We start from the raw sequence: 22,273 nt of genomic DNA on the forward strand, positions 1-22,273 counted from the left end.
AATGCGGCGCTGTCGCCGCCACCAAATCATCCATCGCCTGCCGGCGCCACGTCCAAAGCAAACCACGGTTGACCCCATAACGGCGCGCCACCGCCGCGATCTTCATTCCGGGCGCCATGCACGCGGTAAGAATCTCCGCCTTCTCATCCGCCGTCCAATCCCGCCGCCGCCGCCGGCCCGTGATCACCTCAACCCGGCGGTAATCAACGTCCTCAGGACTGTGCTGATGCCTGCCATTAGGACCGTCATTATCCACAATATCACCTCACCCAAATTCAGGGAGGCAGTGTCCAGCAAATAAACCCGCGCCGCGAGGTGGGGCGCTCGCAGCGGTTACCATACTCCTGTTTTAATTTCTGCTGCTCCTCCTCATACGCCCGCCCTAGCTCAAACGCAGCAGTCGCCAGAGACAAGTCTCTCGCGTCCTGTATGTCCAAGCTGTGGAAGGTGTCTCGCATCTTGGATACGAGTATGTGGAGGCAAGCCGCATAATCTAAGTAGAATCTTGCAGCGCGAATTTTTGCGACCCGCGCATCGTTGGTCATCAGCGACCCCACGACGTGCGTTTGCTCCAAAACGAAAGCTAAGTCGGCCGGAAGCCGGGCTCGGAAATAATATCTTTGACGCCGTCTCTCGACGTACGAACACATCGCCATGAATGTCGTCCCGTGTGTCACAAGCATGTGTCACAAGCACGGGAAGACACCCTTAAATATCTAAAGATATCAATATGTTAGATGGAATGGCGTCCCCAAGGGGATTCGAACCCCTGTTACCGCCGTGAAAGGGCGATGTCCTAGGCCTCTAGACGATGGGGACTAAAGGTGGGGCGCTGCTTAATCTACCGCGCGGGGCCTGACAAGCGGCAAAGCATCTTTTTTTGCGCGCTCATATCGCCCCTCCCGGCAGGCGGCGGAGCAATATTTCACTTGGTCCCAGGTTTTCGCCCATTTCCGCCGCCAGGCGAAGGGGCGGCCGCAGGCCGGGCAGATTTTTTCGGGCCGCGCGCTCTTCACGGCCCGGCCAGCACCGCATGGCTCTGGCCGGTGGCGGGGTCCAGCAGCAGCACGCGCTCGCCCTGCGGGCCGCGCACCCAGATCGCCAGATCCGCCCCGGCGCTGGCGATTCCCGCCACGCGCTCGCCCGGTTGCAACGCCACCATGCCGCCCGCCGCCGGGCCGCCGCCGGCCGGCACCGCCGCGCCCTGCGCCACCACGCCCTGCACGGCGCCCTGCACGGCACCCGGCGCCGGCACGCTGGCCGCCGCCACGCTCGGCGTCGACGGCGCGGAAAATCTGGCATAGAGACGGTGAATGATCGTGCCGATGACGACCGTGGTGCCGATGACGATCAGCACCCCCATAATCCCCACCGCCGCCTTCAACCCGCGTAGATTCTGTGGCTGATCCTGCATCTCACTCCATCCTGGCTGGCCCGGACGCATCCGGGCAGCGGCTTGATTCCTACCTTGCCGCGCGCATCGGCACCATCTCGCGCTCCCGCGTCAAGGCCTTGATCCTGGAGGGGGCCTGCAGGCGCGACGGCACCGTCACCACCGACGCCTCCGAGACCGTGCAGCCCGGCACCCTCTACCAGCTCGCTTTGCCCGCCGCCGCGCCCGCTTTGCCCCAGCCCGAATCGCTGCCGCTGGACATTCTTTATGAGGATGACGCCCTGCTCATCCTCGATAAAGCCGCCGGCATGGTCGTCCACCCCGCCCCCGGCAACCCGGACGGCACGCTGGTCAATGCCCTCATCGCCCATTGCGGCGAGAGCCTAACCGGCATTGGCGGCGAGCGCCGGCCCGGCATCGTCCACCGGCTGGACAAGGACACCTCCGGCCTCATGGTGGTGGCGAAAACCGAGCTTGCCCTCACCCGCCTCTCCGCCACCTTCGCCGCCCGCGACATTGAGCGCCGTTATCTGGCTTTGTGCTGGGGCCTGCCCAATCCCGCCAAGGGCCGAATCGAGGGTGATATCGGCCGCGACCCGAAGGACCGCAAGCGCATGGCGGTGGTCAAAAGCAACGGCAAACACGCCGCCACCAATTATCAGGTGCTGGAGCAGGCGGGGCTGGCGGCTTCTTTGATCGCCTGCCGGCTGGAGACCGGGCGCACCCACCAGATCCGCGTGCATCTGGCCCATATCGGCCATCCGCTGATCGGCGATCCGGTCTATCTGCGCCGCCGCCCGGCGGCTGCGAAATTGCTGCCGCCGGAGGTCCGGGACATGGCTCTGGACTTCCCCCGCCAGGCCCTGCACGCCGAAACTTTGGGCTTCGCCCACCCCATCACCGGCGCGGCTTTGCGCTTCACCAGCCCCCCACCCAGCGATTTCAAAGCCTTGCATGACGCATTGCTCGCATGCGCCTGAAACAGGACTAAGACGGTCGTTTTTATTGACGTCTCCGGACGAACGTACGTACACTCCGCCTCGACGCGTTCAGTTCATGAACATTCCTGACCATTTGTTTAGCCGCTTTTAAGCGGCGCCGCGGGATAAGTTTGTTAATGTCTGAGCGTTGAAAAAATTCAAATGACGTTTCCTTTGCCGGCGCCGGATTGGCTGGGCCAGAGCGGAGGAGACGAAAGCCGAGGAGTTTCCGTATGGCCTCCACAATGTCCAGCCTGGCGCCCGATGCCAGCCTCTCCCGCTATATGCAGGAGATCCGCAAATACCCGATGCTCTCCCACCCGGAGGAGGAGGCGCTGGCCCGCTCCTGGCGTGACCATGGCGACCACCAGGCCGCCCACAAGCTGGTCAATTCTCATCTTCGTCTCGTCGCCAAGATCGCCATGGGCTATCGCGGCTACGGCCTGCCTGTCTCCGAGCTGATCTCTGAAGGCAATGTCGGCATGATGCAGGCCGTCCGCCGGTTCGATCCGGATCGTGGCTTCCGCTTGTCCACTTATGCGATGTGGTGGATCCGCGCGGCCATCCAAGAATATATCCTGCATAGCTGGTCCCTGGTGAAAATGGGCACCACCGCCGCGCAGAAGAAACTGTTCTTCAATCTGCGCCGCCTGAAGGGCCAGATGCAGGCGATCGATGACGGCGACCTCTCCCCCGAGCAGGTCACCAAGATCGCCACCGTGCTGGATGTGCCCGAGCAGGATGTGGTGAACATGAACCGCCGCATCTCCTCGCCGGATAATTCGCTGAACGCGCCGATCAAGATGGATGGCGAGGGCGAATGGCAGGATTGGCTGGTGGACGACTCCGAAAGCCAGGAAACCGAGTTGGCCGAGCGCGAGGAGCTGACCGGCCGCAAGGCCCTGCTCGCCACCGCGCTGAAGACCCTCTCCGAGCGTGAGCGCCATATCCTGGTCGAGCGTCGCCTGAAGGACAACCCGACCACGCTGGAAGATCTCTCCCAGCATTATGACATCTCCCGCGAGCGCGTGCGCCAGATCGAGGTGCGGGCGTTCGAGAAGCTGCAGAAATCGATGAAGGCCCAGGTGGCCGAGCAGCGCCAGGTGGCCAACGCAAACGCCGCGGCGCTGCGGCTCAACTAATAAAAGTTTTTGGGGGTGTGGGGTGTTTTTTCAAAAACACCCCACAAACGTTCGGAGTGTTGGCAACGTCCTGCCAACACCCGGAACGTTTTGCGCCCCTTTTTTGAAAAAAAAGGGCACCCCCAAAAAACTTTTGCAACTTATTTATCGGGCACAAAAAACCGGGGCATTTGCCCCGGTTTTTTGTGCCTAGTCGTCGCGGTGAACTTTTTCCATCCGCTCATGGCGCTCCTGCGCCTCGATCGACATGGTCGCGATCGGCCGCGCCTCCAGCCGCTTCAGGCCGATCGGCTCGCCGGTTTCCTCACAGAACCCGTAAGAGCCATTCTCGATCCGCAGCAGCGCCTGGTCGATCTTGCCGATCAGCTTGCGCGCCCGGTCCCGGGTGCGCAGCTCCAGCGCCCGGTCGGTCTCCACGCTGGCGCGGTCGGTGATGTCGGCTTCCAGAATTCCGCCCTCGCCGAGCGAGGCCAGCGTCCCATTGGCTTCCTTTACCAGATCAGCCCGCCAGCGCAGCAATTTCTGGCGGAAATACTCGGTCTGCATCGGATTCATGAACTCTTCGTCGTCCGATGGCCGATAATCCGGCGGTAACGAAATCAGCATTCCGTCAGATCCTTAAATCTTTTAGGCGAGTCCTGTTACCCGCCCCCGTATGGTCGAGCGGGCTTATAGCGATGCACAGGGAACAAGCCAAGCGGCGCGCCGGCTCTTGCGGCCCGCGCCAGCGCGCCCCATGTCACAATTCGCAATGCAAACCGGGTGCAACGCCATAGATACGCCCCAATGCTGATTGTTAATGCCATCATGAACATCGATCCGCGCCCGATCTCCGAAGCCAATTTTGCCCTTGGCGCACCGCTGATTTCGGTCGTGGTGCCGGTGCATAACGAGGCCCCCAACCTGAAGCCGCTGATCGAGGCGATCAGCACGGCCCTGGCCGGGCTCGCCCACGAGATTCTGTATGTCGATGACGGCAGTTCAGATGCCACGCCGCGGATCCTGGCCGAAATCGCCCAGACCCTGCCCACCCTGGTACGGCTGCGCCACGCCAAGAGCTGCGGCCAGAGCGGCGCCGTCATCACCGGCGTCAAGCACGCCAAGGGCACCTATATCGCCACGCTGGATGGCGATGGCCAGAACGACCCGGCGGATATTCCCGCCATGCTGGAGGCCATCCGCACCGCCGAGGCCAAGGGCCCGTTGCCGGTGCTCATCGCCGGCCACCGCGTCAACCGGCAGGATACCAACGCCAAGCGCTATGGCTCACGCCTGGCCAACCGCGTGCGCGCCTGGGCGCTGAAGGATGCCACGCCCGATACCGGCTGCGGCGCCAAGCTGTTCCGCCGCCAGGCCTTCCTGGAGCTGCCGCATTTCGACCATATCCACCGCTTCCTGCCGGCTCTGTTCATCCGCGCCGGCGGCCAGGTGGTCTCGGTGCCGGTGCGCCACCATGCCCGCGCCCATGGCGCCTCGCATTACAATAACTGGCAGCGTCTGAAGGTCGGCATCGTCGATCTCGCCGGGGTCGCCTGGCTGCAGCGCCGCTGGAAGGTACCCCAGGTCGAGATCGTCGAATGAATAAAGAGCAGCCCTCCCGCGCCATGGGGCTCGCCGCCGTCACCTCCAAGGCGCTGAAACCGGCCTTGATGGCGGGGGGGCTGATCGCCATTGCCGCCGCGCTGCCGCTGCTCGGCCATGGCGCCGCGCAGAGCACGCTTGCCAGCCTGCTGGCCCAGGGCGGGGCGCGCGGCCAGGGGCTGTTCCTGGTGCTCTCCACTTTGCTCATCGCCATCGGCCTGCCCCGGCAGATCCCCGCCTTCGCCGCCGGCTATGCCTTTGGCCCGCTCTATGGCACCGCCATCGCCCTGGTGGCGCAGGTGCTCGCCTGCAGCCTGGATTTCATCTGGGCCCGCGCTGTGGCGCAGGATTTCTGCCGGCGCAAATTCGGCAAGCGCCTGGCCTGGGTGGATCGCACCTTGGTCCGCCACCCTTTCACCGCCACACTGATGCTACGGCTGATGCCGGTGGGCAATAATCTGCTGCTCAACCTCGCCGCCGGCCTCACCTCCGTGCGGTTGCTGCCGTTCCTGGCCGCCTCCGCCATCGGCTTCATCCCGCAAACCGTGGTCTTCGCCCTGCTAGGGCGCGGCAGCGTGCCGGACCATGCTTATATCCTGATGCTGGGGGCCACCACCTTCCTCATCTCCGCCCTGCTGGGCGTGGTGTTGTGGCGGCGGAGCCGTCCCGCCATATAGGCGGCCATGCAAGGCGCCCCCTCCCCGCATCCCGGCCTCTCCTTCGGCGCCTTCGTCGCCACCATCGCCATCATCCAGACCATCGTCGCCCTGGCCATCGACATGATGGTCCCAGCGCTTGGCGCCATCGCCGCGAGCTTTCACCTGGGCGAGGGCAATCAGCGGCAATGGGTCATCGCCATTTTCGTCATCGCCTTCGGCGCCAGCCAGCTCGGCTACGGGCTGGTGGCGGACCGTTTCGGGCGGCGAAAGCTGCTGCTGGGCTGCCTCGGGCTCTACACGCTCTGCGCCTTCGCCGCCGCTCTGGCTGGCAGCTTCAATGCCCTGCTTGCCGCCCGCGCCGCCATGGGGCTGGCCGCCGCCGGCTCGCAGGTGATGGTCACCGCCTTGATCCGCGACTGCTATGCCGGCCGGCAGATGGCGAAGGTGAATTCGCTCTCCTTCATGGTGTTTCTCGGCGCGCCGATCATCGCCCCTTCGCTTGGCCAGGCCTTGCTGCTGGTGGCCCCCTGGCGGGCGATTTTCGTGGCGCTCGGCCTCTATGCCGGGCTCACCGCCCTCTGGGTCGCCTGGCGGCTGCCGGAGACGCAGGCCCTGGCGGATCGCCGCCCCGTCGCCTGGCGGCCCTTTCGTAGCGCTGCGATTGCGACGCTACGTAACCGCACCGCGCTCGGCTATACGCTGGCGGCGATGCTGCTGCTCGGCGCCTGGCTCGGCTTCCTCTATTCCGCCCAGCAGGTCTTCGCCGAGATTTTTCACCGCCCGGCTCTGTTTCCCCCCATCTTTGCCATCTGCTCGGTCAGCATGGCGCTGGCGGCGCTGCTGAATGCCCGGCTGGTCGAGCGTTTCGGCATGCGCCGCCTCTCCCATGGGGCGATGCTGGGCTTCATCCTCACCGCCGCCGCCCAGGCCGGCGCCGCCTTCGCCGGCACCGACACGCTCTGGCATTTCGCCATCATCCAGACCGCGATGATGTTCTCCTTCGGCCTGTTGGCCGGGAATTTCTCCGCCATTTCGATGGAGCCGCTCGGCCATATCGCCGGCACCGCCGCCGCGGTGCAGGGCTTCATCAACATGCTGGGCTCGGCGCTGATCGGCATCGTCATCGGGCTGCAATTCGACGGCACGTTGCGGCCGCTGGCGCTGGGCTTCTGCCTCTGCAGCCTGGCCGGATTCGCGGTGGTGGCCATCGCCGAACGCGGGCGGCTATTTACCCCGCACAGCGTTCAGCAAGAATTCTAGATCACTGCGCCGCCAACGAAAGCGCGCCAAGCAGATCCTTATAGATGTCCAGATACTGCGCCGCCATCTCCGCCCGCCCCGGCGGCGGGGTGATGGCGCGGTGCATCTTGTCCCATAATTTCGGCTCGGTCGCCGCCCTGCGCATGGTCTCGGCCAGGGCGCGGGCATCGCCCAGCTGGAACAGCAGCCCGGTCTCGCCATCGGCGATGCGCTCCGCCGGGCCGCCTTTGTTGGAGGCGATCACCGGCCGGCCGCAGGCCCAGGCTTCCGAGATCACCAGACAGAAAATCTCCCACCAGGTCGAGGGCACCACCACCCAATCCACCCGCGCCATGCGCGCGGCAAGCTGGCTGTGATGATAGCCGCCATTGAAACGCACGTGCTGTGCCTCCAGGGGCTTGGCGGCCTCCTTGGCGAAGAACGCCTCCATCTCCTGGCGGCGCTGCGGGCTGGCGAAATGCATGTTCTCGCCGTTGATCTCCAGCGAAAAATCACTGAACCCCTCGGCGCGCAGAATGGTCACCGCCTCCAGCAGCACATGGATGCCCTTGGCATCGATCAGCTGGCCGAAAAACCCGAACCGGTTGCGCGGGGTGGCGGCGGTTTCACGCACTGGCGCCGGCAGTTCCAGCCCGTTCGGCACATGCCGGAATTTCGCCGCCTCCAGCCCCCAATCGGCGAATATCTGGATCATGAAGCGGCTGGGCACGGTGAACAGATCCACCGCAGCCAGATGCGCCTTCATCCAATGTTCGCGCAGGAAGAACTCTTCCGGGCTGCGCTGGGGCAGGCATTGGTGGCAGCGCACCTGGCTGGCCTTGTCGCAGAGCGCGCCATCGGTCTTGCGCACCATATGGCCATCCAGCGCGCAGATGGTCAGGAACTCATGCGCGGTAAACACGATCTTCGCCGCCGGCAGCGCGCTGCGCGCCAGCGAGAGATAATCGATGCCGTAGGTCATGAAATGGTGGAAATGCACCACATCCGGCTGGAGACGCCGCAGGAAGTCGACAAAGGCTTCAGCCTGCAGCGGCAGCGGTAATTTCTGCCAGACATAGTCATAATCATGGCTGAGGAACAGGAACTCATCCGGCCGTCCATCAAAGCCGGTGATCCGCGCCCCGCTCTTGAACATCGCCGGGCTGTTATGGTCGGCCGAGCAGAGCAGCGTCGGCGCGATGCCGGGCATGTCCCGCAGCGCCTGGAACAGCTCATAGGCCACCTGCTGGGAGCCGCCGCGCACCAGCTCGGGATGGTACATGGCGATGATCAGCACCTTCATGCCGGATCTCCCTGCAAAGCCTCATGCGAAGGGCTTGGCCCCATCAGCGCGCGCGCCGCCAGCGCCCCCCAGCGATGATTGAACAGCCAGCGATTCACCGCCGCCCCGCCCTCATGCTGGCCCTGCCGCGCCCCGCCTTTGCCCTCCAGATGATAGAACCGCAGATCGCTCTGGAAGGCCGGCTGCCCGGCTTCCAGGCTACGCAGGCACAAATCCGCATCCTCGTAATGGCCGAAGATGTAATCCTCGGAGAAGCCGTCCAGCGTCTCGAACCAGTCCCGCGCGATCGACATGAAGGCCCCGGTGATCGCCGGCACGAAGCGCGGGCGCAGCAGCGCCGCATCCTCGGCCGGCGCGCCCTTGCCGTAATGCTCCACCCGCAACAGGGTCAGATCCTCCCGCCGCGCCATGGCAAAGCCGGGGCAGCGATCCGCCTCGAAATACATGCCGGCATGCATCAGCGCGCCGTCATCGTAATAAAGTGCCGCGCCAAGCAGCCGGGTCTGCGCCGGCGGCGCGCTAGCGACGAGTTCAAGATGCCGCGCCATCTCGCCAGCGGCTTTCGGGAACACGTCCGGGTTCAGCAGCAGCAGCCGGTCGGTACGGGCATGGCTGGCGGCGAGGTTGTTGGCGGCGGCGAAGCCGGCATTCTCCGGCAGCAAAATCAGCGTGATATCCAGCCCATGGGTGAGATGGGCGATGCGCGCATCCTTCTGCAGCCGCTCCGCCAGCTCCGGGCTGTTGCAGACATAGATATATTCATACGCCCCGGCCCGCGCCTGCCGGGCCAGCAGCGCCTGCTGCAGGATCAGATAATCCGGCTTGCCGAACAGGCAGACGATGACGGAGCCGGAAAGCGCCCGTCCGGGCTGGTGAAACCGCTCGATATAAGGCGCGCTCACCGCGCGGCGGGTCAGCATCCGGCTGAAATCCACCAGCTGCTCGCCGATCCCCGCCTCGATCGCGGCGACGGCGTTGAAATAGCTCGGCCCCGGATAATGCCCGCCGGCCAGTTGCTGCAGCACGACGCCGCGCAGCGCCAGATCCTCCATCGGCTCGATGCTGACGATCACCGCCAGCTCGGCGCCGGATTTCAGCCGCATCACCAGATTACATTTGCCCGGCATCAGCCGCTGCCCGGCGTAAAGAAAGCCCCAGAAGCCGATGGCGTGCGGCTGCTGCAGCCCCAACGCCTTTTCCGCATCCGGCCGGCGGGTGCGGGCCAGCCCGGCGGCGGAAAACGCCATCGACCAGCCGGCGACGTAAAGCTCGATCGCATCCAGCCGGTCCAGCGCGTCATTGACCCAGCCAATGACATAGAGCCCGCCGGAGGCGGAGAGCTGCACCGCGTCGATCGCCCCGGCGGGCACGCGCGGCGCGGCATCCGCCTGGCCGGGACGGGCGGTGATGATGACGCGATCCCGCGGCAGCCCGCCAGGGGTGAAGGCAAGCCGGCCCTCGGCGCGGCCATAATGCTCATAATGCTCGCGCCCGGAGCGGAACTTGCCTTCCGCCACCGCCACCAGCACGTCCGGGTTCAGGCGCAGATAGGTCTGCTCATCGAAATCCGGCGGCACCGGCGCCAAGGCCTGGCCCTTCGCCGGCTTTTTGCCCCCCTCACTCATGCCACTCTCCGCCCCAGCCCATCACAGCCTCATTTTTGCTTCGGCGGCTTCACCTCGTTGAGGAACGCCCCCACCTGCCCCGCCTGCTGAAAGGTCAGCGCGCAGGGCATGATGCTCCCGCGCTGCACCGGATAGCGCAGCCCGCTGAGGGCGAAATAATCCCTGCCCGGCGCCAGCGTGACGCTCTGCCGGGCGGGGATGCGCAGCTCGGTCAGCGGCTTGCCGTCCTTGTCCAGCAGCGCGGTCTTGTCGGCATTGCTGCAATCCCAGCCGGTCAGCACATCGTCGGTCGAGCCGTCATTATGGATCTGCAGAAAGCCTTGCGTGCTGGTCTGCTTATCCTTGGTCATATAGACCGAGCCGTGATCCACCCGGATATTGATCGCCGGGGTGGTGGTGGCGGCCAGGGCGCCCTGCCCCGCAAGCAGGGGGGCAGCGAGCAAGGGAACGGCCAGAACCGGCAGCGCCAGCAGAATTTTACGCGACATCATGCGAGGCTCTCATATTTCTCGAGTTTCCAGGAGTCCGGTTCTTTTGCCGCGATCTCGTACCATTCCGCAACCAAGGGATGCGCGCGCACTGCGGCGCAATAGGCCTTGGAAGTGTGCGAGAGCGCCGGCTGGAAGGTGAGGAAGCGCGCCACCACGGGGGCGTACATGGCGTCGGCGGCGGTGAAGTCCGCCCCGAACAGGAACGGCCCACCGGCGCCGAATTTCGCCCGGGTTTCAGCCCAGATCGCCTCGATGCGGGCGATATCGGCCCGGCTCTCTTCATTGCGGCCGAGCCCGGCATAATCCGGGCGGCCCAGCACCATCGGCATGGCAATGCGCAAGGCGCGGAAGCCCGCATGCATCTCAGCGGCGATGGCCCGGGCCTGCGCCCTGGCCAGGCGCTCCGCCGGCCACAGGCTGGGGGTGATCTCGGCGCAATATTCGGCGATGGCGAGGCTCTCCCACACCGTGGCGCCCTCATGCTCCAGGCAGGGCACCATGCCGCTGGGCGAGATTTTCTTCACTTCCGGGGAGTTGCCGCCGGCCAGCGGCACGAAAATCTCCTGCGCCCGCAGCCCGGCCAGCCGCACCAGCAGAAAGCCGCGCAGCGACCAGGAGGAATAGCGCGCCGTGCCCAGATAAAGCTTCGCCGTCATTCAGCACCTCGTTTGAACCTACCTCCAGCAAAGGCCATATCCCCCGGCGCGTGGCAAGGCTGGCCCCGGCGCGGCCCGGCATGATACGGGCCGGCATGGCAGACGCACCGAAAATCTGGGCCGGGCTGGCGCTGACGCGGCCGCTGGTGATGGGAATCCTCAATGTCACACCGGATTCCTTCTCCGATGGCGGCGCCCATGCCAGCCTCGATGCCGCCATCGCCGCCGGGGCAAGGATGCTGGCGCAGGGGGCTGATATTCTCGATATTGGCGGCGAGAGCACCCGGCCCGGCGCGGCCTTGGTGACGCCGGAGGAGGAAATCAGCCGAATCCTGCCGGTGGTGCGCGCGCTGGCGGCGCAAGGCGCGGTGATTTCGCTGGATACACGCAACGCCGCGACCATGGCGGCCGGGCTGGAGGCCGGGGCGCGGATCGTCAATGACGTCTCCGCCCTGCGCCACGATCCCGATGCGGCAAGGCTGGTGGCGCAAACCGGCTGCCCGGTGGTGCTGATGCATATGCGCGGCACCCCGGCGACGATGAACAGCCTGGCGGTCTATGACGATGTGGTGGGCGCGGTGGAAGCCGAGCTGCTGGCGGCGCGCGACGCCGCTCTGACGGCGGGGATCAAGCCGGAGGCGATCTGCCTGGACCCTGGTTTGGGCTTCGCCAAGATCGGGGCGCAGAACATCGTGGTGCTGAAGGCCACCGCGCGGCTGGCCGCCCTTGGCCATCCGCTGCTCATCGCCCTCTCGCGCAAGCGGTTTCTGGGGGAAATCTCAGGGGAAACCGAGGCGGGGTTGCGCGACCCGGAGAGCCTCGCCGCCGCGGCCTATGCCGTGAGCCAAGGGGCGCATATATTGCGCGTGCATGACGTGGCCGGGACCGTGAAAGCCTTACGGGTCTGGCGGAGTTTAGAGAGAGACGATGGATAAACAGCCCCAACGCCGCCTGTTCGGAACCGACGGGATTCGCGGCACCGCCAATAAAGCGCCAATGACGGCGGAAATGGCGCTCCGGCTCGGCCAGGCGGCCGGGCTGCTCTTCACCAGGGGCAAGCACCGGCACCGTGTCATCATCGGCAAGGATACCCGCCTCTCCGGCTATATGCTGGAGCCGGCGCTGACCGCCGGCTTCATCTCGGCCGGCATGAACGTGACCCTGGCCGGGCCACTGCCGACACCTGCGATCGCCATGCTCACCCGCTCGCTGCGGCTGGATCTCGGCGTGGTCATCTCCGCCTCGCATAACCCGTTCGAGGATAACGGCATCAAATTGTTCGGCCCGGACGGGGCCAAGCTCTCGGACGAGACGGAAGCCGAGATCGAGGCGCTGATGGCCGAAGACCTTTCGGAGCGCATGGCGCCGCCCGAGAAGCTGGGCCGCGCGGCGCGGCTGGTGGATGCGGCCGGGCGCTATATCGAGGCGGCGAAATTCTCGCTCCCGCGCGGCCTGCGGCTGGACGGCCTGCGCATCGTGCTCGATTGCGCGCATGGCGCCGCCTACAAGGTCGCGCCGGCGGCGTTGTTTGAACTCGGTGCCGAGGTGATCCCGCTCGGCGTCTCGCCCGACGGCTTCAACATCAACCGCGAGGCTGGCAGCACCGCGCCGAGGGCGCTGTGCGAGGCGGTGCTGGAACATCATGCCGATATCGGCATCGCGCTGGATGGCGATGCGGACCGCGTCATCCTGGCCGATGAGCGCGGCGAGATCATCGATGGCGACCAGATTTTGGGCCTGATCGCGCGTGACATGGCGCAGGCGGGCAATCTGCGCGGCGGCGGCATCGTTGCCACGGTGATGTCCAATCTCGGGCTGGAGCGGTTTCTGGCGGATCTGGACGTCAGCCTCACCCGCACCAAGGTCGGCGACCGGTATGTGGCCGAAGCGATGCGCACGGAGCAGAAAAATCTGGGCGGCGAGCAATCCGGCCATGTCATCCTCTCGGATTTCGCCACCACCGGCGATGGGCTGGTGGCGGCGTTGCAGGTGCTCTCGGTGCTGGTGCGCTCGGGCCAGCGCGCCTCCGAGGCCTGCCGGGTGTTCGCGCCGCTGCCGCAGCTTTTGCGCAATGTCCGCTATCGCGGCGCCTCGCCGCTGGCGCTGCCGCATATCAAGGCCGCCATCGAGGCCGCCGCCAAGCGGCTGGCAGGCACAGGCCGGGTGCTGATCCGCCCGTCGGGCACCGAGCCCTTGATCCGGGTGATGGCGGAAGGCGAAGACCAGGGGCTGATCGAGGAGATCGTCGAGGGGCTGTGCGGCGAGATCGCCGCCGCCACCGCGCAGGCGGCGGAATGATCGCGCGTGTCCTTACAGTTGCCGGCTCGGATTCCGGCGGCGGCGCCGGGATCGAGGCGGATCTGAAAACCATCACCGCGCTCGGCGGCTATGGCTGCACCGCCATCACCGGCCTCACCGCGCAGAACACGCTGGGGGTGAAGGATGTGCATCCGGTGCCGCCGGACTTCGTGGCGCTGGCGATGCGCTGCGTGATCGAGGATATCGGTGTCGATGCGATCAAGCTCGGCATGTTGACCAATGCGGCCATCATCCGCGCCGTCGCCGCGACGCTGCCCGACAGCGTACCGATGGTGCTGGACCCGGTGATGGTCGCCACCTCAGGCGCCGTGCTGCTACCCGATGAGGCGATTGCGGCGCTGATCGAAACGCTGATCCCACGTGCGGCGCTGATCACCCCGAATCTGCCGGAAGCGGCGAAGATCACCGGGCTGCCGGTGGGCACGCAAGCCGAGCGCCTGGCTGCCGGAGAGCGTTTGCTGGAGATGGGGGCAAAGGCAGCGCTGATCAAAGGCGGGCATGGCACGGGGGCGGCGCTGACCGATCTGCTGGTGACCAGGGACAGCGTCATCGAGATCACCCTGCCGCGGATCGAGAGCCGCAGCACCCATGGCACCGGCTGCACCATGTCCTCGGCCATCGCCACATCTCTGGCGCAGGGGCTGGCGCTGGAGGCGTCCGTGCGCCGGGCGCGGGACTATCTGCAGGCGGCCATCGCCACCGCGCCGGGGCTGGGGGCCGGGCATGGGCCGGTCAATCATCTCGTTTCGATCGAGGCCGTTCGGCTTTAATCCGATCTTAAAAGCGGCCTGCTGTATTGCCCGTACCTTCAACAAGCACGAGCAAGCCGCATGTCCATGATCAAGGCGTTGAACGACCGGCTGAGTTTCATCAAACTATCCGAGCCTCTGCGCGCCCGGCTGCGGGGGGCGAAACCCATCGTCATGGCCGCCCTGCCGGAGGCGCTGGACGCCTCCTACACGCAAATCCGCAAAACCCCCGAGGCCGCGAAATTCTTCGCCTCCGAGGAGATGATGCGCCACGCCAAGAAGAAGCAGCGCGCCCATTGGGACGGCATCACCGATGGCCGGCTGGACGAAGCCTATGGCCGCGCCATCACCTTCATCGGCGAGGTGCATGCCAGGATCGGACTGGAGCCGCGCTGGTATATCGGCGGCTATAACATCGTGCTGGAGCATCTGCTCACCGCGCTGCTGGAAGCGCGCTGGCCCAAGGCGCGCTTCGGCGCGGCGCAAAACCAGATGCGCCAGCAGGCGATCGAGGAAGCCGTCGCCGTCACCAAGACGACGCTGCTCGATATGGAAATGGCGATCACCGTATATCTGGAGGTTTCCGACCGCGCCCGCCTGGCCGCCGAAACCAAGGCGCGGGAAAATGCCGCCGCGGTGGTGCGGACGATGAGCCAGGCGATGGAGGCGATGGCGGCGGGCGATCTCACCCACCGCATCGGCAACACCATGCCAGGGGAGTATGACCGGCTACGCGATGATTTCAACGCCGCGCTGGACAAGCTCGCCTCCACCCTCTCCAGCATCCAGAACTCCTCGCGCACCATCAACGGCAATATCGAGGAGCTGTCCCAGGCGGCGGACAACATGGCCCAGCGCACCGAGCAGCAATCCGCCAGCCTGCTCGAATCCACCACCGCGCTGAACGTGCTGACCGAAGGCCTGCGCAAGATGGCCGGCGGCGCCGCCGAAGCCAACAAGATGGTCAGCCACGTGAATGCCGGGGCGGCGAATTCGCGCAATGTCGTCGCCGAGGCGGCCAAGGCGATGGGGCAGATCGAAAACTCCTCGCGCGAGATCGGCCAGATCATCGGGCTGATCGACGATATCGCCTTCCAGACCAATTTGCTGGCGCTGAATGCCGGGGTGGAGGCGGCGCGCGCCGGCGATGCAGGGCGGGGTTTCGCCGTCGTCGCCTCCGAGGTCCGCGCCCTGGCGCAGCGCTCGGCCGAAGCCGCGAAAGCGATCAAGGAGCTGATCTCCACCAGCTCCTCGCAGGTCAATCAAGGTGTCGATCTCGTGCGCAAGACCAGCGATACGCTGGATGGCATCATGAGCGGGGTCGGGCAGATCGACGGGGTGATCTCCGACATCGCCAATACCGCCGCCAACCAGTCCGGTGGCCTGAGCGAGGTGAACGAAGCGCTGGGGCAAATGAGCAATGCCGTGCAGCAAAGCACCGCGATGGTGGAGGAAACCACCGCCGCCGTGCATTCGCTGCGGGTGGAGATCGACGGGCTGAACGCGTCGCTGGCGGCGTTCCGCCTGGGCAGCAACGCCTCCGCCCCGCCCAGCCTCAACCGCCTGCCAACCCCGGCCCGCCGGCGGGTGAACGCCCAGGCGGCAAGCCGGGTTTGAAATCCGTCGAAGTCGGGCTAAAGAGAACCGCCTTGGCCAGGTCCGGCAGCGCCGGAAACCAGCCGAGGCGGTTTTTTCTTATGTCTCCGTAGCTCAGCAGGATAGAGCACAGGATTCCTAATCCTGGGGCCGTGGGTTCGAATCCCGCCGGGGACATTCCCCCCTGCCCGACAGCGCTTCGGCCCCGCCCACCTCTTGCCACGCATAGACCTGGCCGCTGCGTCCATCGGCGCTGCCTCCATGGGTGATGAAACGCTACCCTCGCCAAAATTCCGCGCAGGGGGTTGTGGCCGGCCTTGATCGTTCCAAATCTCCGAACCATCGGCCGCAGGGACCAGAGAACGGCCCTGCATGATGAAGGATATTCGATGACGACCTTGAACGAACGGCTTTCCTGGCGCTATGCGACGAAGGCCTTTGACCCGTCCCGGCAGGTGCCGGCGGAAAAACTGAACGCCATCCTGGAAGCCGTGCGCCTGGCGCCGACCTCCAGCGGGCTGCAGCCCTTCGAGCTGCTGGTGGTCACCACCCCCGAAATCCGCGCGAAAATCCGCGCCGTCGCCTGGGACCAGGCGCAGGTGACGGATTGCTCGCATCTGCTGGTCTTCGCCGCCTGGGACGATATCACCCCCGAGCGCGTGAACATGATGTTTGACCTCACCAACGAGGTGCGCGGCTTCAAGAACGAAGGCTGGGAAGCCTACCGGCAGAAACTGCTCGGCATCGTCGCCGAACGCGGCACCGAGGCGAATTACCAGGCCGCCGCGCGCCAGGCCTATATCGGGCTCGGCGCGGCGCTGATCGCCGCCGCCTTCGAGGGGGTGGACGCCACCCCGATGGAAGGCTTCGACCCCGAGGCGGTGGATGAGATTCTCGGGCTGAAGGCGCGGCATCTGCGCAGCGTGCTGCTGCTGCCGCTGGGCTACCGCGCGGCTGAGCGCGACTGGCTGGTGAATTTGCAAAAAGTCCGTCGTCCGGCGGAACAATTCATCAGCTACGTGAAATAACACGCCCCCTGGCAGCGGCGCGCCCGCGCCGCTGCCGCAGGCCGGGTTTTTCTGTTTGCGCCGACCGGCCCATGCACCTATGGCTTGCGCATGACCGCAGCCTCCGCTCCCCCCTTGCTCAGCACCTTGATCATCCTGCGGGCGAAGCCCGGGCGGGAGAATGCGATCCGCGAGGCGCTGCTGGATCTGGCGGAGCTGACAGGGCTGCAGGAGCCGGGCACGCTGCAGCTGAGCCTGGTTCAGGACCCGCACGATGCCGGGCTGTTCGCCCTCACCGCCCGCTGCCGGGACGAAGCCGCTCTCTCCGCCTATCATAATTCCGACCCGATGAACCGCTTCCTGTTTTTCGCCCGCGATCTGCTGGATGGGCCAATGATTCGCGTCGCTGGGCCCGAGCTGTTCGCCTTGGGCTGAACCGGGAGCCCCCATGCCGCCCGCGCCCGATGCCGCCCGCCCGCTGAATGACCGCGCTTTGCGCTATTTCCTGGCGGTGGTGCGGCTGGGCTCGATCCGCGCCGCCGCTGAGGCGCTGCATGTCGCGCCCTCGGCGATCAGCCGCCAGATCGCCGAGCTGGAGGCCAGTTGCGGCGCGCTGCTGCTGGAGCGCCTGCCGCGCGGCGTGGTGGCGACCGAGGCCGGGCGGCTAGTCGCCGAACACGCCCAGCGCCAGCAGGATGAAGCCACCGCCCTCACCGACCGGCTGCGCCAGCTGCGCGGGCTGCAGCAAGGCATTGTGCAGATTTGCTGCGGCGCGGGGTTTCTCCCCGATCTGATGAACGCCCTGGCCGGGTTCGCCCGCGAATTTCCCGGCATCAGCTACCGCATCGTGCTCGGCACCACGGATGCGATCACCGCCGCCGTCGCCGCCGGCGAAACCGATATCGGCCTCGCCTACAACCCCACCGCCCATGCGGATGTGCGCACGGTGGTGAAGGCGCACCAGCCCATCCGCGCCATTCTGCCGCCGGGGCATGAGATGACAGGGCACCGCAAGCCCGTCAGTCTGCGCAGCTTCGCCTATGAGGCGACGGCGCTGCTGCCGCCCGATCATGGCATCCGCCAGCTGATCGGCCGGGCCGAGGCGAATGGCGGCTTCCGCCTGATCGCCAGGCTGGAGAGCGCCTCCTTCGAAGCACACCGGCAATTCGTGACCGCCGGCATGGGGGTGGCGTTTCTGCCGGAATTCGTGGTGTTTCCGGAGTTGCGGGACAAGAGGGTGACAGCGCTGCCGCTCTCCGATCCGCTGCTCGCCGAGGCCATGGCGCATTTGCAGGTGCGCGTCGCGCGGCGGCTGCCGGCGGCGACGGAAACGCTGCTGCATTGGCTGGGGGAGCGGCTGCTCGCGCTGCACCCGGCGCCATCGTTGCCGTAAAAGCAACGGATCCGTCGAAATTAAGTTCTTTTCCTGAACGCTCCTGGCCGCGAAGCTCCTGCCGAGACCAAGGGGTGTATCGCATATGGAACTACGCAGGATCGGCGTTATCGGGCTGGGCAATATGGGGTTCGGCATGGCCGCCTCGCTCAAGCGCGCCGGCTTTGAGGTGCTGGGCTTCGATATCAGTCCGGCCCGCCGGGCGATGATCGAAGCCGAGGGCATCATCTTCATCGAGGACCAGCTGGCTTTGCTGCGGCAGGTGGACGCGGTGGTGTTCTCCCTGCCCTACGCCAAGGATGTCGAGGCCGTGGTCACCGCCGAGGGGGGCTTGCTCAGCCGCAAGGATGCTTCGGTGCTGGTGATCGACACCTCCACCTCGGACCCCGGCACAACCCGCCGCCTCGCCGCCGCGCTGGCCGCGGCCGGGCATGGCTTGCTGGATGCGCCGGTCAGCGGCGGCCCCTCGGGGGCGGCTTCCGGCAGCCTGACAATGATGATCGGCGGCACCGAGGCTGATGTCGCCCGGGCCGAGAAGGTGCTGGCCGCGATGTCCGCCAAGGCCACCCATGTCGGCCCCAGCGGGGCGGGCAATATCGCCAAGCTGGTGAATAATCTGCTGGTGGCGGCGCATCTGGTGACCACCGGCGAGGCGCTGCGCCTTTCCGCCGCCGCCGGGCTCGCCCCGGAAGCGGCGCTGAAGGTGGTCAACGCCGCCACCGGCCGCTCCGCCATCAGCGAGGTGATGGTGCCGCGCTGGGTGTTGCCCGCCAGCTTCGATAGCGGCTTCTCCGCCGGGCTGATGCGCAAGGATGTACGCCTGGCGATCGAGCTGGCCGAGGAGAGCGGCGTGGCGCTACCGCTCAGCCAGCATGTGAAGCAGCTCTGGCAGGAGGCTGGCTGGCTCGCCGACCAGGATGATTTCACCCGCATGGCGGATTACCGCGACCGCAAGGAGATGGCGTGATGCCCGATACGATGACCATGAGCCACGCCGCCGCGCGTGTTGAGGCGCTGATCGGCCAGCTGCTGGGCGGCAAGATGGGCAGCTATATTGCCGGCCAGATCATCCCCGGCACCGGCGCCGCCCTGACCCTGACCAACCCGGCCGACAGCAAGGCCCTGCTCAGCTTCGCCGATGCCGGGGCCGGCGTGGTGGAACAGGCGATGCAGGCCGCCCGTGGCGCTCAGCGCGCCTGGATGGCACAGACCGCCGCCGCGCGCGGCCGGGCGATGAACGAGATCGCCCGTCTGGTCCGTGCCCATGCCGAGGCGCTGGCCGAGCTGGAAATGCTCTCCGCCGGCAAGCCGATCCGCGATACAAGCGGCGAGGTCGCCAAGGTAGCGGAGATGTTCGAATATTATGCCGGCTGGGCCGATAAGCTGCATGGCGAGGTCATCCCCGTTCCCAGCTCGCATCTCAACTATACCCGCCCGGAGCCGCTGGGCATTGTGGTGCAGATCACGCCCTGGAACGCGCCGATCTTCACCGCCGGCTGGCAGATCGCCCCGGCCATCTGTGCGGGCAATGCCGTGGTGCTGAAACCCTCCGAGCTGACCCCGCTCACCTCGCTGGTGCTGGGCAAATTATGCGAGATGGCCGAGGGCGTGCCGAACGGCTTGGTCTCCATCCTCGCCGGGGCCGGCCCCACCACCGGGGCCGCCGCCGTGGCGCATGCTGATACCCGGCTGGTCGTCTTCGTCGGCTCGGCCGAGGCGGGCGCGCAGATCGCCGCCGCCGCCGCGCGTAACATTGTCCCGAGCGTGCTGGAGCTGGGCGGCAAATCCGCCAATATCGTCTTCGCGGATGCTGACATTGAACGCGCCTTGATCGGCGCCCAGGCCGCCATCTTCGGCGGTGCCGGGCAGAGCTGCGTGGCGGGCTCGCGCCTGCTGGTGGATCGCCGCATCCACGCCCAGTTCGTCGAGCGTCTGGCGGCGGCGGCGGCGAAAATCCCGTTCGGCCTGCCGAGCGATCCCGCCACCCAGATCGGCCCGATCAATAATCGCCGCCAGTTCGAAAAGATCGGCGCGATGGTGGATGCGGCGACGCAGAGCGGCGCGTTGTTGGCCACTGGCGGCGGCTGCCCGAACGCGCTGCAATCCAGCGGCGGCTATTTCTATGCCCCCACCATCCTGGCCGATGTCGCCCGCGATGCGCTGATCGCCCGTGAGGAGGTGTTCGGCCCGGTGCTCGCCGTGCTGCCCTTCGAGGACGAGGCAGATGCGGTGGCCCTCGCAAACGACACACCTTACGGCTTGGCCGGGGCGGTGTGGACGCAGGATCCGGGCCGCGCCCATCGCGTCGCCGGGGCGGTGCGCGCCGGCACTTTCTGGATCAATGGCTACAAGACCATCAATGTCGCCTCGCCCTTCGGCGGGTTCGGACGCTCGGGCTTTGGCCGCTCCTCCGGGCGCGAGGCGCTGAACGCCTACACCCAGATCAAGAGCGTCTGGGTCGAGACCGCCGCCAACCCCGCCGCCCCGTTCGGCTATGTCGGCTGAGCTCCCCGGCTGGACCGAATTGCGGGCGGATGCCAAGGCCGGCCTTGGCGACGCGCCGGATCTCGGCCCCATTCTGGCGCCGCTGCTGGCGGCGCGCAGCCCGGCTGAGGGGCTGGCCTGCCTGCTCAGCCGGCTGCCCCCGGCCAACTGGCTGCCCACGGAACGGCTGCGCGCCATCGCCCTGGCCGCCTACGCCGCCGGTCCGGACGCGGTGGCGGCGAGCTTCGCCGATCTGGAGACCATCCACCGGCTGAATTTCGAGCCGGGCGGGCGGCTGGGCATCTGGCTCGGCGGGCGCGGCTTTCACATCCTCGCCGCTTGGCGTGTTGCCCATGCGCTGTGGATGAACGGCCAGCACGCGCTGGCTTTGGCCTGGAAGACCGGGGCGGGCGTGCTGGGCGCGGATATCCACCCCTCAGCACGGATCGGCCCCGGGATTTTTCTCGATCACGGCATCGGCGTGGTGATCGGCGAGACGGCGGTGATCGAACCTGAAGTCTGCCTCTGGCACGGTGTCACCCTCGGCAGCACGCTGATGCAGGAGGGCGACCGCCATCCGAAAATCCGTCGCGGCGCCATTCTCGGCGCCGGCGCCACCATCCTGGGCAATATCGAAATCGGCGAAGGCGCGGTCGTTGCCGCCGGCAGCATGGTGCTGGCCTCTGTCGCGCCCTTCACCACCGCCGCCGGCAATCCGGCCCGGCCCCGCAGCGACTACGCCCACCCTTACGGCTATACGAAACAGGACCATACGCTGTGACCACGCTGCCCGGCATCGACCATCCGCTCATCCTGGTCCGCGACATCGAGGCGGCCCGAGCCTTCTATAATTCGCTCGGCTTCACCCTCACCCCGGTCGGCCAGCATCCCTGGGGCACCAGCACCAGCCTGGCGGTGATGGAACGCTGCGCGCTGGAGCTGATGGGCATCTATGACGAAACCTTGATCGATAATCTCGAAATCGGCGGCTTCGCCTTTGGCCGGCACATGCATGAGGCGCTGGCCGAGCGCGAGGGCATGGCGCTGGTGGCCCTGCACAGCAAAGATAGCCGCGCCGACGCGGCGACGCTGAAAGCGCGCGGGTTGATCTCCCAGGGCCCGGTGGATTTCCGCCGCAAGGTCCGCCCGCCGGGCATGGAGTGGGACGAGGCGGTGGTCTCGCTGGATATTTTCCTCGACCCTGCTCTGCCGCGCGCCTCGCATTTCCTGGCCCAACAACATAAGCCGCATCTGCTCTGGCGCCCGGAATGGATGCAGCACGCCAATGGCGCGCATCACATCGCCGCCGTCACCTATCTGGCGCAGGCGCAGGAGAAAGTGCTCTCGCGCCTCACCGCCATGTTCGGCCCCGCAAATCCCGGCCCCGCCGGCTGGGAGGTGCCGACCGGCCAGGGCGTGTTCCGGGTGCTGCATCCGGCGGATTGGGCCTCGGTCTATGCCGATACGCCGCGCCCGGTGCTGGCGCCGAACGTGCCGGCGGGCGCGGCCATCGACATCGCGGTGCAGGACCTGGCGGCGGTGCGCGCGCTGCTGGCGCGGGCCGGGCACGATGTCTGCGAGACCGCCTCCGGCCCCGCCCTGCGCGATGTCGCCGCCTGCGGCAATGTCGTCATCCGCTTCGTGAAAGGCTGACCC

At 66.6% G+C, this 22,273-nt stretch carries 25 protein-coding genes and 2 tRNA genes; 17 read left to right on the forward strand and 10 right to left on the reverse strand.

Annotation, left to right across the window (positions count from 1 at the left end):
• The 5 genes from T331_RS20635 to T331_RS0115160 all read right to left on the reverse strand — a co-directional run.
• Positions 1 to 256, reverse strand: a 256-nt coding sequence (locus T331_RS20635; RefSeq protein WP_211248698.1) for a transposase, incomplete at its 3' end; no start/stop codon positions are given.
• A gap of 19 nt (positions 257 to 275) precedes the next feature.
• Positions 276 to 683, reverse strand: a complete 408-nt coding sequence (locus T331_RS20640) for a DUF6538 domain-containing protein (protein ID WP_026440631.1) — start codon at positions 681 to 683, stop codon at positions 276 to 278.
• Positions 684 to 743: 60 nt separating this feature from the next.
• Positions 744 to 819: transfer RNA gene (locus T331_RS0115150), tRNA-Glu, on the reverse strand.
• A gap of 17 nt (positions 820 to 836) precedes the next feature.
• Positions 837 to 1,016, reverse strand: a complete 180-nt coding sequence (locus tag T331_RS19590) for a DUF2256 domain-containing protein (RefSeq protein ID WP_026440632.1) — start codon at positions 1,014 to 1,016, stop codon at positions 837 to 839.
• On the reverse strand, positions 1,013 to 1,414 hold the full coding sequence (locus T331_RS0115160) for a hypothetical protein (protein WP_155992749.1): 402 nt from the start codon (positions 1,412 to 1,414) through the stop codon (positions 1,013 to 1,015). Before T331_RS0115160 ends, T331_RS19590 begins: the two co-directional genes overlap by 4 nt.
• On the opposite strand from T331_RS0115160, the gene T331_RS0115165 reads away from it, so the two are divergent.
• Together T331_RS0115165 and rpoH are read left to right on the forward strand one after the other, a co-directional pair.
• Positions 1,399 to 2,373 carry an RluA family pseudouridine synthase gene (locus tag T331_RS0115165; RefSeq protein WP_026440634.1) on the forward strand — a complete coding sequence of 325 codons (975 nt, stop codon included), beginning with the start codon at positions 1,399 to 1,401 and terminating at the stop codon, positions 2,371 to 2,373. The genes T331_RS0115160 and T331_RS0115165 overlap by 16 nt on opposite strands.
• Before the next feature lie 233 nt (positions 2,374 to 2,606).
• Complete coding sequence (gene rpoH, locus T331_RS0115170; protein WP_035180392.1) at positions 2,607 to 3,515, forward strand: RNA polymerase sigma factor RpoH; 909 nt, start codon at positions 2,607 to 2,609, stop codon at positions 3,513 to 3,515.
• Positions 3,516 to 3,704: 189 nt separating this feature from the next.
• On the opposite strand, the gene dksA is transcribed toward rpoH, so the two are convergent.
• A complete protein-coding gene (gene dksA / locus T331_RS0115175) occupies positions 3,705 to 4,118 on the reverse strand; it encodes an RNA polymerase-binding protein DksA (protein ID WP_026440636.1) in 414 nt (137 codons plus the stop codon).
• A gap of 183 nt (positions 4,119 to 4,301) precedes the next feature.
• Between dksA and T331_RS0115180 the strand changes: the two genes are divergently transcribed.
• The 3 genes from T331_RS0115180 to T331_RS0115190 are packed head-to-tail and all read left to right on the forward strand — an operon-like array spanning position 4,302 to position 7,015.
• Entirely contained in the window at positions 4,302 to 5,096 is a 795-nt protein-coding gene (locus tag T331_RS0115180) for a glycosyltransferase family 2 protein (protein WP_211248742.1), read from the forward strand.
• On the forward strand, positions 5,093 to 5,773 hold the full coding sequence (locus T331_RS0115185; RefSeq protein WP_051622420.1) for a TVP38/TMEM64 family protein: 681 nt from the start codon (positions 5,093 to 5,095) through the stop codon (positions 5,771 to 5,773). The genes T331_RS0115180 and T331_RS0115185 overlap by 4 nt, the downstream gene beginning before the upstream one ends.
• A 6-nt stretch (positions 5,774 to 5,779) precedes the next feature.
• A complete protein-coding gene (locus T331_RS0115190) occupies positions 5,780 to 7,015 on the forward strand; it encodes an MFS transporter (RefSeq protein ID WP_026440639.1) in 1,236 nt (411 codons plus the stop codon).
• 1 nt (position 7,016) lies between these two features.
• On the opposite strand, the gene T331_RS18615 is transcribed toward T331_RS0115190, so the two are convergent.
• From T331_RS18615 to T331_RS0115210, 4 genes are read right to left on the reverse strand one after another with little or no spacing between them, the layout of a single operon-like run.
• The gene (locus tag T331_RS18615; RefSeq protein ID WP_051622421.1) at positions 7,017 to 8,297 is read right to left on the reverse strand and encodes a glycosyltransferase family 4 protein; all 1,281 of its coding nucleotides are present in this window, start codon (positions 8,295 to 8,297) and stop codon (positions 7,017 to 7,019) included.
• Complete coding sequence (locus T331_RS0115200; protein ID WP_026440640.1) at positions 8,294 to 9,922, reverse strand: glycosyltransferase family protein; 1,629 nt, start codon at positions 9,920 to 9,922, stop codon at positions 8,294 to 8,296. Before T331_RS0115200 ends, T331_RS18615 begins: the two co-directional genes overlap by 4 nt.
• A 29-nt stretch (positions 9,923 to 9,951) precedes the next feature.
• Positions 9,952 to 10,413: a copper chaperone PCu(A)C gene (locus tag T331_RS19275; RefSeq protein ID WP_081822286.1), complete on the reverse strand. Its 462-nt coding sequence runs from the start codon at positions 10,411 to 10,413 to the stop codon at positions 9,952 to 9,954.
• Positions 10,410 to 11,069 (reverse strand): glutathione S-transferase, encoded by a 660-nt coding sequence (locus T331_RS0115210; protein WP_026440642.1) that lies wholly within the window; start codon positions 11,067 to 11,069, stop codon positions 10,410 to 10,412. Before T331_RS0115210 ends, T331_RS19275 begins: the two co-directional genes overlap by 4 nt.
• Positions 11,070 to 11,164: 95 nt before the next feature.
• On the opposite strand from T331_RS0115210, the gene folP reads away from it, so the two are divergent.
• The 12 genes from folP (at position 11,165) to T331_RS0115270 (ending at position 22,270) form a co-directional block, all read left to right on the forward strand.
• Complete coding sequence (gene folP, locus T331_RS0115215) at positions 11,165 to 12,004, forward strand: dihydropteroate synthase (protein WP_026440643.1); 840 nt, start codon at positions 11,165 to 11,167, stop codon at positions 12,002 to 12,004.
• A complete protein-coding gene (gene glmM, locus T331_RS0115220; protein WP_026440644.1) occupies positions 11,997 to 13,367 on the forward strand; it encodes a phosphoglucosamine mutase in 1,371 nt (456 codons plus the stop codon). Before folP ends, glmM begins: the two co-directional genes overlap by 8 nt.
• Positions 13,364 to 14,158 (forward strand): bifunctional hydroxymethylpyrimidine kinase/phosphomethylpyrimidine kinase, encoded by a 795-nt coding sequence (gene thiD, locus T331_RS0115225; RefSeq protein WP_026440645.1) that lies wholly within the window; start codon positions 13,364 to 13,366, stop codon positions 14,156 to 14,158. Before glmM ends, thiD begins: the two co-directional genes overlap by 4 nt.
• 60 nt (positions 14,159 to 14,218) lie before the next feature.
• The gene (locus tag T331_RS18625) at positions 14,219 to 15,754 is read left to right on the forward strand and encodes a methyl-accepting chemotaxis protein (RefSeq protein ID WP_081822287.1); all 1,536 of its coding nucleotides are present in this window, start codon (positions 14,219 to 14,221) and stop codon (positions 15,752 to 15,754) included.
• 82 nt (positions 15,755 to 15,836) lie between these two features.
• Positions 15,837 to 15,910, forward strand: a tRNA-Arg gene (locus T331_RS0115235).
• Between the two features lie 212 nt (positions 15,911 to 16,122).
• Positions 16,123 to 16,761 carry a nitroreductase family protein gene (locus T331_RS0115240; protein ID WP_026440646.1) on the forward strand — a complete coding sequence of 213 codons (639 nt, stop codon included), beginning with the start codon at positions 16,123 to 16,125 and terminating at the stop codon, positions 16,759 to 16,761.
• A 90-nt stretch (positions 16,762 to 16,851) separates the two neighbouring features.
• A complete protein-coding gene (locus T331_RS0115245) occupies positions 16,852 to 17,175 on the forward strand; it encodes a putative quinol monooxygenase (protein ID WP_035180396.1) in 324 nt (107 codons plus the stop codon).
• A gap of 13 nt (positions 17,176 to 17,188) precedes the next feature.
• Entirely contained in the window at positions 17,189 to 18,133 is a 945-nt protein-coding gene (locus T331_RS0115250) for a LysR family transcriptional regulator (protein WP_211248743.1), read from the forward strand.
• Between the two features lie 85 nt (positions 18,134 to 18,218).
• Positions 18,219 to 19,100, forward strand: a complete 882-nt coding sequence (locus T331_RS0115255) for an NAD(P)-dependent oxidoreductase (RefSeq protein WP_026440648.1) — start codon at positions 18,219 to 18,221, stop codon at positions 19,098 to 19,100.
• Positions 19,100 to 20,638: an aldehyde dehydrogenase family protein gene (locus tag T331_RS0115260; protein WP_026440649.1), complete on the forward strand. Its 1,539-nt coding sequence runs from the start codon at positions 19,100 to 19,102 to the stop codon at positions 20,636 to 20,638. The genes T331_RS0115255 and T331_RS0115260 overlap by 1 nt, the downstream gene beginning before the upstream one ends.
• Positions 20,628 to 21,398, forward strand: a complete 771-nt coding sequence (locus tag T331_RS0115265) for a serine O-acetyltransferase (protein WP_026440650.1) — start codon at positions 20,628 to 20,630, stop codon at positions 21,396 to 21,398. Before T331_RS0115260 ends, T331_RS0115265 begins: the two co-directional genes overlap by 11 nt.
• Positions 21,395 to 22,270 (forward strand): VOC family protein, encoded by an 876-nt coding sequence (locus T331_RS0115270; RefSeq protein ID WP_026440651.1) that lies wholly within the window; start codon positions 21,395 to 21,397, stop codon positions 22,268 to 22,270. Before T331_RS0115265 ends, T331_RS0115270 begins: the two co-directional genes overlap by 4 nt.
• Positions 22,271 to 22,273 lie beyond the last annotated feature (3 nt).

Origin of the sequence: Acidocella facilis ATCC 35904 (genome assembly GCF_000687875.1) — a bacterium.
GTDB lineage: Bacteria > Pseudomonadota > Alphaproteobacteria > Acetobacterales > Acetobacteraceae > Acidocella > Acidocella facilis.

Coding starts and splice junctions, on each gene's coding strand:
- thiD (WP_026440645.1), top strand. CDS start 13,364: ATGATCGCGCGTGTCCTTACAGTTGCCGGCTCGGATTCCGGCGGCGGC.
- T331_RS0115250 (WP_211248743.1), top strand. CDS start 17,189: ATGCCGCCCGCGCCCGATGCCGCCCGCCCGCTGAATGACCGCGCTTTG.
- T331_RS0115160 (WP_155992749.1), bottom strand. CDS start 1,414: ATGCAGGATCAGCCACAGAATCTACGCGGGTTGAAGGCGGCGGTGGGG.
- T331_RS0115240 (WP_026440646.1), top strand. CDS start 16,123: ATGACGACCTTGAACGAACGGCTTTCCTGGCGCTATGCGACGAAGGCC.
- T331_RS19275 (WP_081822286.1), bottom strand. CDS start 10,413: ATGATGTCGCGTAAAATTCTGCTGGCGCTGCCGGTTCTGGCCGTTCCC.
- T331_RS0115245 (WP_035180396.1), top strand. CDS start 16,852: ATGACCGCAGCCTCCGCTCCCCCCTTGCTCAGCACCTTGATCATCCTG.
- T331_RS0115200 (WP_026440640.1), bottom strand. CDS start 9,922: ATGAGTGAGGGGGGCAAAAAGCCGGCGAAGGGCCAGGCCTTGGCGCCG.
- T331_RS0115190 (WP_026440639.1), top strand. CDS start 5,780: ATGCAAGGCGCCCCCTCCCCGCATCCCGGCCTCTCCTTCGGCGCCTTC.
- T331_RS0115210 (WP_026440642.1), bottom strand. CDS start 11,069: ATGACGGCGAAGCTTTATCTGGGCACGGCGCGCTATTCCTCCTGGTCG.
- rpoH (WP_035180392.1), top strand. CDS start 2,607: ATGGCCTCCACAATGTCCAGCCTGGCGCCCGATGCCAGCCTCTCCCGC.
- glmM (WP_026440644.1), top strand. CDS start 11,997: ATGGATAAACAGCCCCAACGCCGCCTGTTCGGAACCGACGGGATTCGC.
- T331_RS0115265 (WP_026440650.1), top strand. CDS start 20,628: ATGTCGGCTGAGCTCCCCGGCTGGACCGAATTGCGGGCGGATGCCAAG.
- T331_RS0115260 (WP_026440649.1), top strand. CDS start 19,100: ATGCCCGATACGATGACCATGAGCCACGCCGCCGCGCGTGTTGAGGCG.
- T331_RS0115185 (WP_051622420.1), top strand. CDS start 5,093: ATGAATAAAGAGCAGCCCTCCCGCGCCATGGGGCTCGCCGCCGTCACC.
- T331_RS18625 (WP_081822287.1), top strand. CDS start 14,219: ATGTCCATGATCAAGGCGTTGAACGACCGGCTGAGTTTCATCAAACTA.
- folP (WP_026440643.1), top strand. CDS start 11,165: ATGGCAGACGCACCGAAAATCTGGGCCGGGCTGGCGCTGACGCGGCCG.
- T331_RS0115180 (WP_211248742.1), top strand. CDS start 4,302: ATGCTGATTGTTAATGCCATCATGAACATCGATCCGCGCCCGATCTCC.
- T331_RS20640 (WP_026440631.1), bottom strand. CDS start 683: ATGCTTGTGACACACGGGACGACATTCATGGCGATGTGTTCGTACGTC.
- T331_RS18615 (WP_051622421.1), bottom strand. CDS start 8,297: ATGAAGGTGCTGATCATCGCCATGTACCATCCCGAGCTGGTGCGCGGC.
- T331_RS0115255 (WP_026440648.1), top strand. CDS start 18,219: ATGGAACTACGCAGGATCGGCGTTATCGGGCTGGGCAATATGGGGTTC.